Below are 13,991 nucleotides of genomic sequence, written 5' to 3'. Positions count from 1 at the left end.
GATGGCAGTGGTGGAGCGGCAACGGTGGGACGTGGTCGTGGTCGGCGCCGGCGGGGCCGGGCTGCGGGCCGCGATCGAGGCGCGCCGGGCGGGCGCGCGGACCGCAGTGATCTGCAAGTCCCTGTTCGGCAAGGCCCACACCGTCATGGCCGAGGGCGGCATCGCCGCCTCGATGGCCAACGCCAACGAGCACGACGACTGGAAGGTGCACTTCCGCGACACCATGCGCGGCGGGAAGTTCCTCAACCAGTGGCGGATGGCCGAGCTGCACGCCCAGGAGGCCCCCGAGCGGGTCTGGGAGCTGGAGACCTGGGGCGCCCTCTTCGACCGCACCCCGGACGGCCGGATCTCGCAGCGCAACTTCGGCGGCCACGAGTACCCGCGGCTCGCGCACGTCGGCGACCGGACCGGCCTCGAACTCCTCCGGACCCTGCAGCAGAAGATCGTCGGCCTCCAGCAGGAGGACCACCGCGAGACCGGTGACCACGAGGCACGGCTGAAGGTCTTCCAGGAGTTCACGGTCACCCGGATCCTGAAGGACCGGGACGGGCAGGTCGCCGGGGTCTTCTGTTACGAGCGGGAGAGCGGGCGCTTCCTCGTTCTGGAGGCGCCCGCGGTCGTCCTCGCGACCGGCGGCATCGGCAAGTCCTTCAAGGTGACCTCGAACTCGTGGGAGTACACGGGCGACGGGCAGGCGCTGGCCCTGCTCGCGGGGGCGCCGCTGGTGAACATGGAGTTCGTGCAGTTCCATCCGACCGGGATGGTCTGGCCACCCTCGGTGAAGGGGATCCTCGTCACCGAGTCCGTGCGCGGCGACGGCGGGGTCCTGCGGAACTCCGAGGGCCGGCGGTTCATGTTCGACTACGTCCCCGACGTCTTCAAGGAGAAGTACGCGCAGACGGAGGAGGAGGGCGACCGCTGGTACGAGGATCCCGACCGCAACCGGCGCCCTCCCGAGCTGCTGCCGCGCGACGAGGTGGCGCGGGCCATCAACTCCGAGGTGAAGGCGGGCCGCGGCTCCCCGCACGGCGGGGTGTTCCTCGACGTGTCGACGCGGATGCCGGCGGAGGTGATCCGGCGGCGGCTCCCCTCGATGTACCACCAGTTCAAGGAGCTGGCCGACGTCGACATCACGGCGGAGGCGATGGAGGTCGGGCCGACCTGTCACTACGTGATGGGCGGGATCGCCGTCGACTCGGAGACGGCGGCGACGGTCGGCGTGCCCGGACTCTTCGCGGCCGGCGAGGTCGCGGGCGGTATGCACGGCTCCAACCGGCTCGGCGGCAACTCGCTCTCCGACCTGCTCGTCTTCGGCCGGCGGGCCGGTCTGTACGCGGCGCAGTACGCGGTGTCCGGGGCGGGCGGCGGAGTCGTACCGTCCGAGGTCGAGGCCGCGGAGGCGGAGGCGCTGGCGCCGTTCGGCGGCGCGGCCCCGAGCGCCGGCTCGGACGGGACGCCGCCGGAGAACCCGTACACGCTCCACCAGGAACTGCAGCAGACGATGAACGACCTCGTCGGGATCATCCGGCGGGAGGGCGAGATGGCCGAGGCCCTGGAGCGGATCGCCGCACTGCGGGAGCGGGCCCGCCGGGTCACGGTCGAGGGGCACCGGCAGTTCAATCCCGGCTGGCACCTCGCCCTCGACCTGCGGAACATGCTGCTCGTCGGCGAGTGCGTGGCCCGGGCGGCCCTGGAGCGCACCGAGTCCCGGGGCGGGCACACCCGCGAGGACCACCCGACGATGGTGCGGGAGTGGCGGCCGGTGAACCTGCTGTGTCACGTGGAGAGCGGGTGCGAGGGCATCGCGCTCGAACGGATCCGTACCGAGCCCGTCCGCCCGGATCTCCTCGCGCTCTTCGAGCGGGAGGAGCTGGCCAAGTACCTCGCCGACGGCGAGCTGGAGCTGGACGGGGAGCTGGGCTCATGAGTACCTACGACGCGCGGTTCCGGGTGTGGCGGGGCGACACCGACGGCGGCGCGCTGACCGACTACACGGTCGAGGTGCACGACGGGGAGGTCGTCCTCGACGTCGTGCACCGTCTGCAGGCCACCCAGGCGCCGGACCTCGCGGTGCGCTGGAACTGCAAGGCGGGCAAGTGCGGCTCGTGCTCGGCCGAGATCAACGGACGGCCACGGCTGCTCTGCATGACCCGGATGTCGGTCTTCGCGCGGGACGAGGTGATCACCGTGACCCCGATGCGCGCCTTCCCGATCGTCCGCGACCTGGTCACGGACGTCTCCTTCAACTACGCGAAGGCCCGGGAGATCCCGGCCTTCGTCCCGCCGGAGGGCGTCGGCCCCGGCGAGTACCGGATGCGGCAGGAGGACGTGGACCGCTCCCAGGAGTTCAGGAAGTGCATCGAGTGCTTCCTGTGCCAGGACACCTGCCATGTGGTGCGCGACCACGAGGAGAACAAGGAGGCCTTCGCCGGGCCCCGCTTCCTCATGCGGATCGCGGAGCTCGACATGCACCCGCTCGACGCGGCGGAGGAGGCCGGGATCGACCGGCGGCGGAGCGCGCAGGAGCAGCACGGGCTCGGCTACTGCAACATCACCAAGTGCTGTACGGAGGTGTGTCCCGAGTCCATCCGGATCACCGACAACGCGCTGATCCCGCTGAAGGAGCGGGTCGTGGACCGGAAGTACGACCCGCTGGTCTGGCTCGGCAACACCATCAGGCGGCGGAAGGGGTAGCGGCGGGCGGCAGGGGTGCCGCGCCCGCGCTCCACCGGCCGAGGACGGGCTCGGCGAGGGTGCGGGCGGGGCGGCACAGTGTCTGGCCGTGACGCGCGAACAGGTCGTCGCGCGAGTCGAAGCGGCCGAGGTCCGTACGGAGGTGGGCGGAGAGGTCGCAGGAGGCGACGGAGCCCGCGCACGCGGCCGGCGCGTCCCAGTCCACCGAGGTGCGGGCCACGGCCTCGAAGAGCGTCTCCGGGCCGGAATTGGTGAAGCCGCCGCGCGGGACATCGGCCGTACGGGAGCCTCCGGCCGGGTCCGTACGGGCGCCCGCCGCGTCCGTACGAGCGCCTTCGCCCGCGTCCGTACGAGTGCCCTCGGCCGCGTCCGTACGAGTGCCCTCGGCCGCGTCCGTACGCGTGGCCCGGCTCCCGTCCGTGCGCGTGCCCTCGTCGGCGAAGAGGTCCGCCACCGGCACCCAGGCGCCGTCGAGCAGGAACTCCGGCCAGGCCAGCAGCACCTCCTCGGGCACGAACGGGCGCAGCTTCGGGAAGCGCGGGTACCAGAAGGAGCCGTCGACGAGCAGGCCCCGCACCCGGGTCGGCACGCCGAGCGAACGGGCCACCGATTCCAGGACCGCCATGCGCTGGCTGCACGAGCCGCGGCCGAGCCGCAGGGTCCGGGAGACGCGGCGCCGGTCCTCCACGGAGTACACGGGCCGGACGGTCGGGACGATGATCCCGTGGGCCGTCCGGAGCCGGTCGCGGTCCGTCACCGCGCCCCGCTCGTCCGCCTCCCGCAGGACCCTCGCGACGAACGCGACGACCCGCGGGTGCTCCAGGTCCAGGATCGGGGTGGGCCGGGTGGACCCGGCGGCCTCCGATGACGGCGCGGGGCCCGTGCCCGCGGTCCTGACGGGCATCAGCAGGCGGCTGGTCATGACGTACTCCCCCTCGGTACGTCGGCGCGTGGGCCGACCGCCCCATCCTCCTCCGCGGCGGGCGGCCCCGCGCGCCCGGGGCACGGCCGTCGCCGGCGCGCGCCCTGAGCCCCGGTGCTCAGTGCCAGCCCTCCCGGTAGGCCGCCCAGTCCCCCTCCTCCGCGGCGAAGTCGACGTACAGCGCGACCCCGAACCGCTCGCGGTCGTGGTCCGTACGCCCGAGGCCGAGTCTCGTGCCGCGGATCGCCGCGGCGACGGTCTCCGCGTTCTCGTGGTGGCCGAGGTCGTCCTCGTGGAAGAAGGGCAGCCCCATCAGCAGGTCGGTGGACTCGGGCGTCACTTCGAGGGCGAGGCTGGTCTGCTGGGCGACATAGCCGCCGTACATGCCTTCCAGTGGCATCCACGTGTCGTACGACATGACGGCGATCTGGTCGACGCGGCGGGCGACCTGTCCGAAGAACTCCTGCGACCACCACTTCTCGCTGCCGCTGAGCGCGCCGTTCACCGAGTGCGCGGCCGGCACCGGGTCGATCTGGTGGGCGGCGACCGACAGCGGCACCTTCCGGGCCCGGGTCAGCTCCCCGAGGTCGTCGAGGAGCGACAGGTAGTTCGTGTCGTCGGAGAGCAGCGGCTCCAGGTCGAAGTGGACCCCGTCGAAACCGGCGTCCAGGATCTGCCGGGCCGAGGTGACCACCGCCGCCCGGGACTCGGCCTTGTCCAGGCGCAGCCCGTCGGGGCCCTCGGTGGCGAGGACGTCGCCCAGCCAGGCCTGCACCCGTATCCCGGGCATCGTGCGGTGCACCCCGTCGATCAGCCACTTCGCCCGGGGGTACTTGGCCGCAGGCAGGGTGCCGTCGTGCCTCAGCGGTCCGGCGTGGACGTACAGGTCGCGTATCCCGGTGCCCTTGATCCGGGCGGCGAAGGCCGCGAGGTCGGCGTCCTTCTTCCGCCCGTCGACCCAGGCGTGTCCGAGCCAGATGGCGTCCTTGCCCCGGGTCCGCGCGTCCTCCCTGACGTCGCCCGTGTAGGTGAGGCGCAGCGCGACCGCTCCGGTGAGCAGGGGCACGACGAGCGCCAGGACCAGCCCGAGGACGAACCAGCGCCCCCGCCTCCACATGCCTCTCAGCCGTCCGTTCACCCGAGCCCCCCATGAGCCGTCGTGCCACTGGTGCCACCGTAAAGGTGGCCACTGACAGTGACGCCGAACGCCCTCGAACGGTTTCCGGACGGCATCGGTCCGGTCGCGGAGCCGCATACCCGGACATAGCCTCCACTTTGTGACGCGAACAGCCACCCGATCCCTTCTCGCGATACTGGTGGCGGCGTGGTGGCTTCTCGTGCCCGCCGCTCACGGCGCCCACGCCGACGACCCCGTCGTGCTGTCCCGCGAGGGACAGATCACCGACCGGGTCGGAGCCCTCGGCGACCGCCGCGCCTCGGTGACCCAGGCCCTCGACCGCCTCTACGACGACCGGCGGGTGCAGCTCTTCGTCGTCTACGTACGGGACTTCTCCGGCCGTTCCGCGCAGAGCTGGGCCGACGCCACCGCGGAGCGCAACGGTCTCGGAGTCGACGACCTGCTGCTCGCCGTCGCCACCCACGACCGGCAGTACGGCTACTCCGCCGACCCGGCCTCCCCCTTCACCCAGGACCAGCTCGACGAGGTGGCCCGGACCGCGATCGAACCCGCGCTGCGGCAGAACGACTGGGCCGGAGCCGCCATCGGCGCGGCGAACGGCTACAACGCCGTCCTCGCCGGCCTGCCCGTCCCCGTCCCGGCGATCACCCCCGGTCCCGCCGACCCCGGCGCCTCGGCCGACGACGGCACCTCGGCGACCGACCTGCTCCTGCCGGTGGTGCTGGTCGGCGGCGCGGGAGCCGTGGCGGCGTACGCGTACAGCAAGCGGCGCCGGCGGAACGAGACCCGCACCACCCCGCAGGGCGGCCAGGGCTGGGGCGCGCCGAAGGAGCCCGCGCCGCCGTCCCTGGACGAGCTCGACGGGCAGGCCCGGCTGACGCTGGTCGCCACCGACGACGCCGTCCGCACCAGCCAGGAGGAGCTCGGCTTCGCGTCCGCCCAGTTCGGCGAGGAGGCGGCACGGCCCTTCACCGAGGCGATCGCCTTCGCCAAAGAGCAGCTGACGGCCTCGTTCCGGCTGCGCCAGAAGCTCGACGACTCCTTTCCCGAGGACGACGCGACCCGGCGGGCCATGCTCGACGAGATCCTCCGCCGCTGCGCCGAGGCCGACGCGCGCCTCGACGCCGAGAGCGAGGACTTCGACCGGCTCCGGGCCCTGGAGCGGACCGCTCCCGAGGCGCTGGCCACGGTCGAGACCGCCTTCCGGGAGCAGACCGGGCGCATGGGTATGGCCGAGGCCGCGCTGACCGCGATGCGCGAGCGGTACGCGGACTCGGCCTCCTCCCCCGTCGCGGGCGACGTCGAGCAGGCGAAGGACCGGCTCGTGTTCGCGACGACCCACATCAACCAGGCCCGCCAGCAGATCGACGACGGGGACAACGGCGGGGCCGCCGTGCACATCCGGGCGGCCGAGGGCGCCGTGGACCAGGCGGCCCGGCTCGTCGAGGCCGTGGACCGGCGGGCGCAGGACCTGGCCGAGGCGGTGGGCAAACTGCCGGGCGCGCTCTCCGAGACGGACGCGGACCTCGCGGAGGCCCGCGGCCTGTTGAAGGGGACGGCCGAGGGCGTCTCCACGGCCGACCTCCAGGGCCGGATCGCCCGCGCCGAGTCCGTGGTCGCGGAGGTCCGGCGCGGGGTGGAGGCGGGGCGGTACGACCCGATCGACGCGCTGCGCCGGGTCGAGGAGGCCGATGCGGCGCTCGACGAGGCTCTGGAGGGTGCGCGGGAGCGCGAATCGGGCAGTCGGCGCGCCCGTGCGCTCCTCGATCAGGCGATGCTGACGGCCCGCTCGGCGATCGGCGCGGCCTCGGACTACATCACCACCCACCGGGGCGCCGTGGGAAGCGAGGCCCGGACGCGTCTGGCCGAGGCCCAGCGGCGCTGGGAGAAGGCGCGCGCGCTGGCCGAGGCCGACGACCCGCAGGCCGCCCTCGCGGAGGCCCAGCAGGCGGACGCCCTCGCCCGGCGTGCGCAGGACCTCGCCGAGCAGGACGTCCGGACGTATGGGAACCCGAACGGCCTGGGCGGTGTAACAGGGGTAGGAGGAAGCGGTGGTGGCGGGCTCGGCGGGGCCGTGCTCGGCGGCATCATCCTCGGCGGACTGTTCGGCGGGGGAAGGGGAGGCGGACATGGGGGATTCGGTGGGGGTTCCGGTGGGGGTGGCGGTTTCGGGGGCGGAGGCTTCGGCGGCGGGCCCGGCAGCTTCGGCGGCAGCGGGACGCGCGGCCGGCGGGGCGGCGGCGGCCGGTTCTGAGGACCGCACGGTCCGTGTCCCTTTTTCTGTCCCTCTCAAGGAGAAGAGCCATGAGCAAGCAGACCATCCTCGGCCGGGTCACCCAGCTGGCGAAGGCCAACATCAACGCGCTGCTGGACCAGGCGGAGGATCCGCAGAAGATGCTGGACCAGCTGATCCGCGACTACTCGTCCAACATCTCGGAGGCGGAGGAGGCGGTGGCCGCGACCATCGGCAACCTCCGGCTGATGGAGCAGGACCACCAGGAGGACGTGGACGCGGCGAAGGAGTGGGGCGGCAAGGCGCTGGCCGCCAGCCGGAAGGCGGACGAACTGCGGGCCGGCGGGCAGGCGGCGGAGGCGGACCGCTTCGACAACCTGGCGAAGGTGGCGCTGGGCCGCCAGCTCCAGTCGGAGAAGGAGGCGCGGACGGCGGAGCCGACGATCGCCTCGCAGACCGAGGTGGTGGACAAGCTCAGGACCGGCCTCGACCAGATGAAGGGCAAGCTCGGCGAGTTGCGGGCGAAGCGCGACGAGCTGGTCGCGCGGGCCAAGTCGGCGCAGGCGCAGAACCGCATGATGGACGCGGTGAAGGGCATCGACGTGCTCGACCCGACCAGCGAGCTGAGCCGCTTCGAGGACAAGGTGCGCCGCGAGGAGGCGAAGGCGCTGGGCAAGCAGGAGCTCGCCGCCTCCTCGCTGGACGCCCAGTTCGAGCAGTTGGACGCCCTGGGCGACAGCGCGGAGATCGAGGCCAGGCTGGCCGCGCTCAAGGGCTGAGCGGGTCCTGGCTCGCGCGCTTGGTCCTGGCCGGGCTCCGGTGGTCGGTTCTCGGCGGGTGGCGGCGGTCAGAACATGCTGAGGAGCTGTTCCACCGTGGGTTCCGCCGTCCCCTCGCCGTCCGGCAGGGCCAGTTCGAACCAGACGGTCTTGCCGCGCGGGGTGCGGCGGGATCCCCAGGAGGAGCTGAGCAGCCCGACCAGTTGGAGGCCCCGTCCTCCCTCGTCGGTGTCCCGGGCACGTCGGCGCCGGGGCTGGACCAGGCCCGCGTCCCAGACCTCGCAGACGAGGGTGCGGTCGCGCAGCAGGCGCAGCCGGATCTCTCCCTCGCCGTAGCGCAGCGCGTTGGTGACGAGCTCGCTGACGAGGAGTTCGACGGTGTCGACGAGCGGTTCGAGGTCCCACTCCTTCAGCTGGGTGCGGGCCAGTTCGCGGGCCTTGCCGACCGAGCGGGGCTCCCTGGGCAGCCGCCAGTCGCCCACGGCCTCGCTGGGCAGGCCCTGGATCCTGGCCATGAGGAGGGCGATGTCGTCCTCGCCGTGTCCGGTGTCCAGGCTGGTCAGGACCCGGTCGCAGACGTCTTCGAGCGGGCGCGCCGGATCGGTGAGGGCGCGCCGGAAGGCGCTGAGCCCCTCGTCCAGGGGATGGTCGCGGGATTCGACGAGCCCGTCGGTGTAGAGGGCGAGGAGGGCGCCCTCGGGGAGTTCGACCTCGACCTCCTCGAAGGGTTCGCCGCCGACCCCGAGCGGCATCCCGGGGGGTACGTCGAGCAGCAGGGCCTCCTCGCCGGGTTCGACGAGGACGGGCGGGAGGTGGCCCGCGTTGGCGAAGGTGCAGCGGCGGGTGACCGGGTCGTACACCGCGTAGACGCAGGTGGCGAGGTAGACCTCGGAGAGTTCGGGGCCGCGGGACTTGTGCGTGCGGGACTGCTGGGTGCCGATGGGGGCGCCGAGGCCGCGGGCGATCTCGTCGAGGTGGGAGAGGACCTCGGCCGGCTCCAGGTCGAGTTGGGCGAGGGTGCGGACGGCGGTGCGCAGTTCACCCATGGCGACGGCGGCGCGCAGGCCGCGCCCCATGACGTCCCCGATGACGAGGGCGGTGCGGTGCCCGGGCAGTTCGATGACGTCGAACCAGTCGCCGCCGACCTCGGTGGCGGCGGCGCCGGGGAGGTAGCGGCAGGCGATGTCGAGGCCCGCGGCCTCGGGGTCGCCGGGCGGGAGCAGGCTGCGCTGGAGGATGAGGGCCCGCTCGTGCTCGCGGCGGTAGAGGCGTGCGTTGTCGATGCAGACGGCGGCGCGGGCCGCGAGTTCGACGGCGAGGGCCCGGTCCCGCTCTCCGAAGGGCTCGCTGCCCTTGGTGCGGGAGAACTGGACGAGGCCGACGACGGTGTCGTGGGCGACCATCGGGACGACCAGGGTGGATCGGACGAGCTCGCCCTCGGCGCCCGGCACCGTCCGGATGCGGCCGGTCCGCAGGGCCCCGGCGCACGGCGAGTTGAAGGGGTAGCGGTGGACGGCCCCGACCTCGATCGGTACGGGTCCGCAACAGCCGCCGCCCGGCGCGTGCCCCTCGTCGGTTCTGAGGGGGGTGTCCGAGACGGCGCTGGCGAAGGCGACCCTGCGGAGCTCGGCGCTGCCCGCCCCGTAGCCGACGTCGTGGGAGTTCCCCCAGCGGCCGGGCGGTGCCTCGTCGCCGGTCAGCAGGCCTTGGTAGAGGTCGACGGAGGCGAGGTCGCAGAAGCCGGGGACGGCGACGTCGAGGAGCTCGCGGGCGGTGGCCTCCAGGTCGAGGGAGTTGCCGATGCGGGCGCCGGCCTCGTTGAGGAGGGCGAGGTTGCGGCGGGCGCTGGCTGCTTCGCGGGCCGCGTTGTGGCGGCGGGTGACGTCGATGCCGAGGCCCGCGACGCCGATCGGGCGGCCCGTTCCGCTGTGCACCCGGTAGAGGTTGATCGACCAGTGACGGCGGTCCCTGGCGCCGGGCGCGGCGCCGACGATCTGGAGGTCGGTGACGGACTCCCCGGTCTCCAGTACCCGCCGGAGGGCGGCGGTCATCCGGTCGGCCTCGGACCGGGCGAGGTAGTCGTGGACGGTCCGGCCCCGGTGGTCGTCGGCGGTGCCGCCGAAGACGGTGGCGAAGCGCTGATTGGCCCGCTGCACGGTGAGATCGGTGCCGAAGAGGAGAAAGCCGAAGGGAGATTGACCGAAAATCGCCTGCGAGGCGGCGAGGTCGGTCTCGATCCGGCGGAGGGCGCGCACATCGACGACGATGCACAGCGCGGCCCGCTCCCCGGACTCGGTCTCGCTCGGCATGACGTACATCTCGGCGACGCCGCGGGGCTGCTCCTCGCCCGGCATTCGGAAGGGGACGAGGCCCGTCCATTCCTTGCCGTCGAGGATCTCCCTGACCCGCCGGTGACCGCGCTCTCGCAGGTCGGCGGGCATGAAGGCCTCGACCGGGTCCTTGCCCCTGGCCTCCTCGGCGGTGACGCCGAAGAGGTCGACGGCCCGCCTGCTCCACTGCTCGACGAGGCCGTCGGGCCCGATCGAGAAGGACGCGACCCGGATGTAGTCATAGAGGGAGCCGGGCGGGCTGCTCTGCCACACGACGCCGCTCGCCGTCTCGGATATCTCGCTCACGCGACCGTCCCCTCCAGCTCACCGCACCGGACCGGCCATGCCCGCAGTATTCAATACGGCAGGCCCCGACGGCACGACGTTCCCGATCACAGGGTGGTCTCGTTCGTTGCGGCCCGAGTACCGGTGATCGTTGTCCCACCCTGTTTACTCACCAGGGAGAGCCAGCTCGAACCATACGGTTTTGCCCGTACTTCCTTTACGGGTCCCCCAGCGCCGTGCAGAACAGGCCACGAGACCGAGTCCGCGCCCCCCTTCGTCCTCCGGTCCCGCGGGCCTCTCCGTCGGAGGATCCGGAAGCGGATCCGAAACCTCCACGAGCAGCGCCGGGTGCGGGACGGGGGCGGCGCCGTCGCGGCGGGGGCGGACCAGGCGGACGCCGATGGGCCCGGAGGCGTACCGCAGGGAGTTGGTCACCAGCTCGCTGACCAGCAGGACGGTCACATCGACGAGGGCGGCGTCGAGCTCCCAGACCCTCAGGGTCTCGCGCACCGCGTGGCGGGCGGCGCGCACGGCATTGGCCTCTGCCGGGAAGTTCCACTCGGCACAGTCGCCGTCGGTGTCGATCACACCCGATCACTTCCCCAGCCGTGTGAAAGCAGGAAGGCGCACGTCCCCTTCCAGGGGCACAATCAGGACATACCCGATAATTGGCGCGGGATATCGTGTCGGGCGCAGCAGCGGGCGCACGGTGGCGCGAACGGCGTAGAGACTCAGCCGCGCGCTCCGTCGGCGGGCGCCGCCGGCAGCCTCAGCGCGGCCTCGGCGACGGCGGGGCGGTCCTGATCGAGCCAGTCGACCGAGTCCAGCTCGTGCCGGGAGAGCCAGCGGAGTTCGTCGTGGTCCTCCAGGGGGCGCGGCTCGCCGGAGAGCAGCCGGACGGTCCACACCCGGAGCACGTACCCGGGCTTCAATGGCCACTCGCCGGGGATGCGCTCCCCCGGTTCGGCCTCGACGCCGAGCTCCTCGCGCAACTCTCTGACCAGGGCCTCTTCGGGGATCTCGCCCGGTTCGAGCTTGCCGCCGGGCAGCTCCCAGCGGCCGGCGAGCTCGACGGGGGCGCTGCGGCGCGCGGCAAGCAGGCGCCCCCGGTCGTACACGGCTCCCGCGACGACGACCACGACACCGGGGTCGTCGGCGTGGTGGTGCTCGTGGGGTGCGGTGGGGTCGGTGGTGCGTTCCGTCATGGGCGCGAGCGTAGTCCGCGCCGGGCGGTGCCCACCGGGCTCAGAGGGCCGGGCTGCCGACGCGCTCGATCCAGTAGAGCTGCTGGTGACCGCTGTCGTCGAGGCTGTCCGCGATCTTCTGGGCCTCGTCCCTGGTCGCGTACCGCCCCACGCGGTAGCGGTTGCCGTTGTCGTCCTGCCGTATGACAAGCCAGGGAAGAACGGCGCCGCTGTCGCTCATCAGGCTTCTCCCTCCGCCGGTCCGGGCGTCTCCAACGCTCTCCGGGAAACCGCAATCCGCATATGCCGGAGCTTACGCCTGACCTTTACACAGCGGATATGTGTTTTCACAAAGAGATACGGATCGGCCGGTAACCGACGGAGGGAGGCCGAAGCTCACGCCCCGGGCAGGGCCTCGGAGACAGCCTTGGGGGTGGCCTTGGGGACGGTCGGCAGCGGCATCAGGACGGGGGCGCCGGCACCGCGGGGGTCCTTGCGGCAGACGTCGCCGCAGTCGGCGTCGAGCGAGCAGCAGAGGGAGCAGACGGGCCCGGACCGCACCGGGCAGTCGGCGATGTCGGGCAGCTCGTACGCCGTCTCGCACTCCGCGCAGGTGTGGGTCGCCCGCTCGTCGACCACATCCGCTCCGGGTCCGGTGACCGGGTTCGGGCGGGCGAGGTAGTAGCGGCCCTTGGTCGCCCAGGCGATCAGCGGGCAGAGGACGAGGGCGAGACCGGCGGCGATGAAGGTGGAGAACGCCTCCGCGTATCTGCCGAAGAGACCGAAGAAGGCGAGGATCGAGACGACCGAGGCGATGGCCATGGCCCCGAAGCCGGCCGGGTTCACGGCGTACAGGTAGGCGCGCTTGAACTCGATGTACGGGGGGCTCCAGCCGGCCCGCTTGTTGATGACGAGGTCGGCGGCGACGGCCACGATCCAGGCGATGCCGACGTTGGAGTAGAACCCGAGCAGCTTGTTGAGGGCCGCGAACATGTTCATCTCCATCAACGTCAGCGCGATGGCGAGGTTGAGGAAGATGTACCAGACGCGGCCGGGGTGGCGGTGGGTGACGCGGGAGAAGAAGTTCGACCAGGACAGCGAGCCGCTGTAGGCGTTGGTGACGTTGATCTTCACCTGGGAGACGATCACGAAGAGCGCGGCGGCGGGCAGGGCGAACGTGCCCAGCCAGGGCTTGAGCGCCTCGATCTGCGGAGCGATCGGCTCCAGGGCGTGGGTCTTGCCGACGGCCTCCAGGGCGACGAAGGCGAGGAAGGCGCCGCCGAGCTGCTTGGCCGCGCCGATGACGACCCAGCCGGGGCCGGCGGCGAGCACGGCGAGGTTCCATCGGCGCCTGGTGGCCTCCGTCTTCGCGGGCATGAAGCGCAGGTAGTCGGCCTGCTCGCCGATCTGTGCGATCAGGGAGAGCGCGACGCCCGTGCCGAGCCCGAAGCCGATCCACGAGAAGCCCGCGCCGGCACCCTCCGTACCGCCGAAGGAGCCGAAGGCGCCCCAGGCATCGGGGGCCTCGAAGGCGAGGACGACGAAGGGCAGCACCATGCCGACGATCCAGACCGGCTGCGTCCAGGCCTGCACCTTGGCCAGCGCGCCCATCCCGCGGAAGACGATCGGGATGACGATCAGCGTCGTGACCAGGTAGCCGACCTCGACCGGGAGGCCGACGGCCTGGTGCATGGCCTGGGCCATGATCGAGCCTTCGAGCGCGAAGAAGATGAAGGTGAAGGAGGCGTAGATCAGGGAGGTCAGAGTGGAGCCGAAGTAGCCGAAGCCGGCGCCCCGCGTGATCAGGTCCATGTCCAGGCCGTACGTCGCGCAGGCCCGGGCGATGGGGATGCCGGTGAGGAAGATGATCGCGGCGGCGGTGAGGATCGAGGCGAGGCCGCTGCCGAAGCCGTAGGTGAAGACGATCGAGGCGCCGATCGCGAAGTCCGCGAGGTAGGCGATACCACCGAGGGCGGTACCGGCCACGGTGCCGGGCGACCAGCGCCGGAAGGAGTGCGGCGCGTAGCGCAGCGAGTAGTCCTCGCGGCTCTCGTCCGCGGCCAGCTTGGCGTAGCTTCGCCGGGGCCCGGGCGGCGCTGCGACCTCCCCCGGGGCCGCGAGGGCCTGGGAGGTGTCCCCACCCGGCTCCGGGGTGGGCGTGGTGACCGTGTCCGTCATGAGGGTTCCTGTCGTCCGACCTGATCGCGGGTACGGACCAGGAAGGTAGGAGCCGGGCATGACGTCCCGTCGCGGCCCGCGATTGCCGGGCGGTTACACGGCCTGACGCGCCGTTAACTCGCGGTCACACCGCCCGGACGGCCGGACCCGCTCACCGGTCGGGGCACGCCCCGGGGCCCGGGGAACGCGGCACCGCCCAGGGCGGGGCCGTGGACACCGTCAGGGGCACGGACAGGGCTACGACCCGG

General features: G+C 72.5%; 11 protein-coding genes. 4 read left to right on the top strand and 7 right to left on the bottom strand.

Going from position 1 to position 13,991, the window contains the following annotated elements:
- Position 1: 1 nt before the first annotated feature.
- Together OG580_RS23560 and OG580_RS23555 are read left to right on the top strand one after the other, a co-directional pair.
- The gene (locus tag OG580_RS23560) at positions 2–1,927 is read left to right on the top strand and encodes a fumarate reductase/succinate dehydrogenase flavoprotein subunit (RefSeq protein ID WP_267045660.1); all 1,926 of its coding nucleotides are present in this window, start codon (positions 2–4) and stop codon (positions 1,925–1,927) included.
- A complete protein-coding gene (locus OG580_RS23555) occupies positions 1,924–2,694 on the top strand; it encodes a succinate dehydrogenase/fumarate reductase iron-sulfur subunit (protein ID WP_267045659.1) in 771 nt (256 codons plus the stop codon). Before OG580_RS23560 ends, OG580_RS23555 begins: the two co-directional genes overlap by 4 nt.
- Here OG580_RS23555 and OG580_RS23550 read toward each other — a convergent pair.
- A complete protein-coding gene (locus tag OG580_RS23550; protein ID WP_267045658.1) occupies positions 2,675–3,616 on the bottom strand; it encodes a transglutaminase domain-containing protein in 942 nt (313 codons plus the stop codon). The genes OG580_RS23555 and OG580_RS23550 overlap by 20 nt on opposite strands.
- A 118-nt stretch (positions 3,617–3,734) precedes the next feature.
- Positions 3,735–4,733: a hypothetical protein gene (locus tag OG580_RS23545; RefSeq protein WP_267048094.1), complete on the bottom strand. Its 999-nt coding sequence runs from the start codon at positions 4,731–4,733 to the stop codon at positions 3,735–3,737.
- Between the two features lie 160 nt (positions 4,734–4,893).
- Here OG580_RS23545 and OG580_RS23540 point away from each other — a divergent pair, with 160 nt between their 5' ends.
- Both OG580_RS23540 and OG580_RS23535 read left to right on the top strand, forming a co-directional pair.
- On the top strand, positions 4,894–7,008 hold the full coding sequence (locus tag OG580_RS23540) for a YgcG family protein (protein WP_267045657.1): 2,115 nt from the start codon (positions 4,894–4,896) through the stop codon (positions 7,006–7,008).
- Between the two features lie 50 nt (positions 7,009–7,058).
- A complete protein-coding gene (locus tag OG580_RS23535; protein ID WP_267045656.1) occupies positions 7,059–7,766 on the top strand; it encodes a PspA/IM30 family protein in 708 nt (235 codons plus the stop codon).
- A 68-nt stretch (positions 7,767–7,834) separates the two neighbouring features.
- On the opposite strand, the gene OG580_RS23530 is transcribed toward OG580_RS23535, so the two are convergent.
- The 5 genes from OG580_RS23530 to OG580_RS23510 all read right to left on the bottom strand — a co-directional run bounded on the left by OG580_RS23530 (position 7,835) and on the right by OG580_RS23510 (position 13,743).
- Positions 7,835–10,402, bottom strand: a complete 2,568-nt coding sequence (locus OG580_RS23530; protein WP_267045655.1) for a SpoIIE family protein phosphatase — start codon at positions 10,400–10,402, stop codon at positions 7,835–7,837.
- A gap of 144 nt (positions 10,403–10,546) precedes the next feature.
- Positions 10,547–10,969: an ATP-binding protein gene (locus OG580_RS23525; protein ID WP_267045654.1), complete on the bottom strand. Its 423-nt coding sequence runs from the start codon at positions 10,967–10,969 to the stop codon at positions 10,547–10,549.
- Between the two features lie 143 nt (positions 10,970–11,112).
- Entirely contained in the window at positions 11,113–11,586 is a 474-nt protein-coding gene (locus OG580_RS23520; protein ID WP_267045653.1) for a (deoxy)nucleoside triphosphate pyrophosphohydrolase, read from the bottom strand.
- A gap of 40 nt (positions 11,587–11,626) precedes the next feature.
- A complete protein-coding gene (locus OG580_RS23515) occupies positions 11,627–11,806 on the bottom strand; it encodes an SPOR domain-containing protein (protein ID WP_267045652.1) in 180 nt (59 codons plus the stop codon).
- A 155-nt stretch (positions 11,807–11,961) separates the two neighbouring features.
- On the bottom strand, positions 11,962–13,743 hold the full coding sequence (locus OG580_RS23510) for a cytosine permease (RefSeq protein WP_267045651.1): 1,782 nt from the start codon (positions 13,741–13,743) through the stop codon (positions 11,962–11,964).
- Positions 13,744–13,991 lie beyond the last annotated feature (248 nt).

It is taken from the genome of Streptomyces sp. NBC_00094 (assembly GCF_026343125.1).
Classification (GTDB): Bacteria; Actinomycetota; Actinomycetes; order Streptomycetales; family Streptomycetaceae; genus Streptomyces.
The sequence above is the reverse complement of the archived record's forward strand: the minus strand, read 5'-3'. Positions and strand labels throughout refer to the sequence as shown.

What these genes read in the sequence shown, in the direction of transcription:
- OG580_RS23560 (WP_267045660.1), top strand. Translation starts at nt 2, where the DNA reads ATGGCAGTGGTGGAGCGGCAACGGTGGGACGTGGTCGTGGTCGGCGCC.
- OG580_RS23555 (WP_267045659.1), top strand. Translation starts at nt 1,924, where the DNA reads ATGAGTACCTACGACGCGCGGTTCCGGGTGTGGCGGGGCGACACCGAC.
- OG580_RS23550 (WP_267045658.1), bottom strand. Translation starts at nt 3,616, where the DNA reads ATGACCAGCCGCCTGCTGATGCCCGTCAGGACCGCGGGCACGGGCCCC.
- OG580_RS23545 (WP_267048094.1), bottom strand. Translation starts at nt 4,733, where the DNA reads ATGTGGAGGCGGGGGCGCTGGTTCGTCCTCGGGCTGGTCCTGGCGCTC.
- OG580_RS23535 (WP_267045656.1), top strand. Translation starts at nt 7,059, where the DNA reads ATGAGCAAGCAGACCATCCTCGGCCGGGTCACCCAGCTGGCGAAGGCC.
- OG580_RS23520 (WP_267045653.1), bottom strand. Translation starts at nt 11,586, where the DNA reads ATGACGGAACGCACCACCGACCCCACCGCACCCCACGAGCACCACCAC.
- OG580_RS23515 (WP_267045652.1), bottom strand. Translation starts at nt 11,806, where the DNA reads ATGAGCGACAGCGGCGCCGTTCTTCCCTGGCTTGTCATACGGCAGGAC.
- OG580_RS23510 (WP_267045651.1), bottom strand. Translation starts at nt 13,743, where the DNA reads ATGACGGACACGGTCACCACGCCCACCCCGGAGCCGGGTGGGGACACC.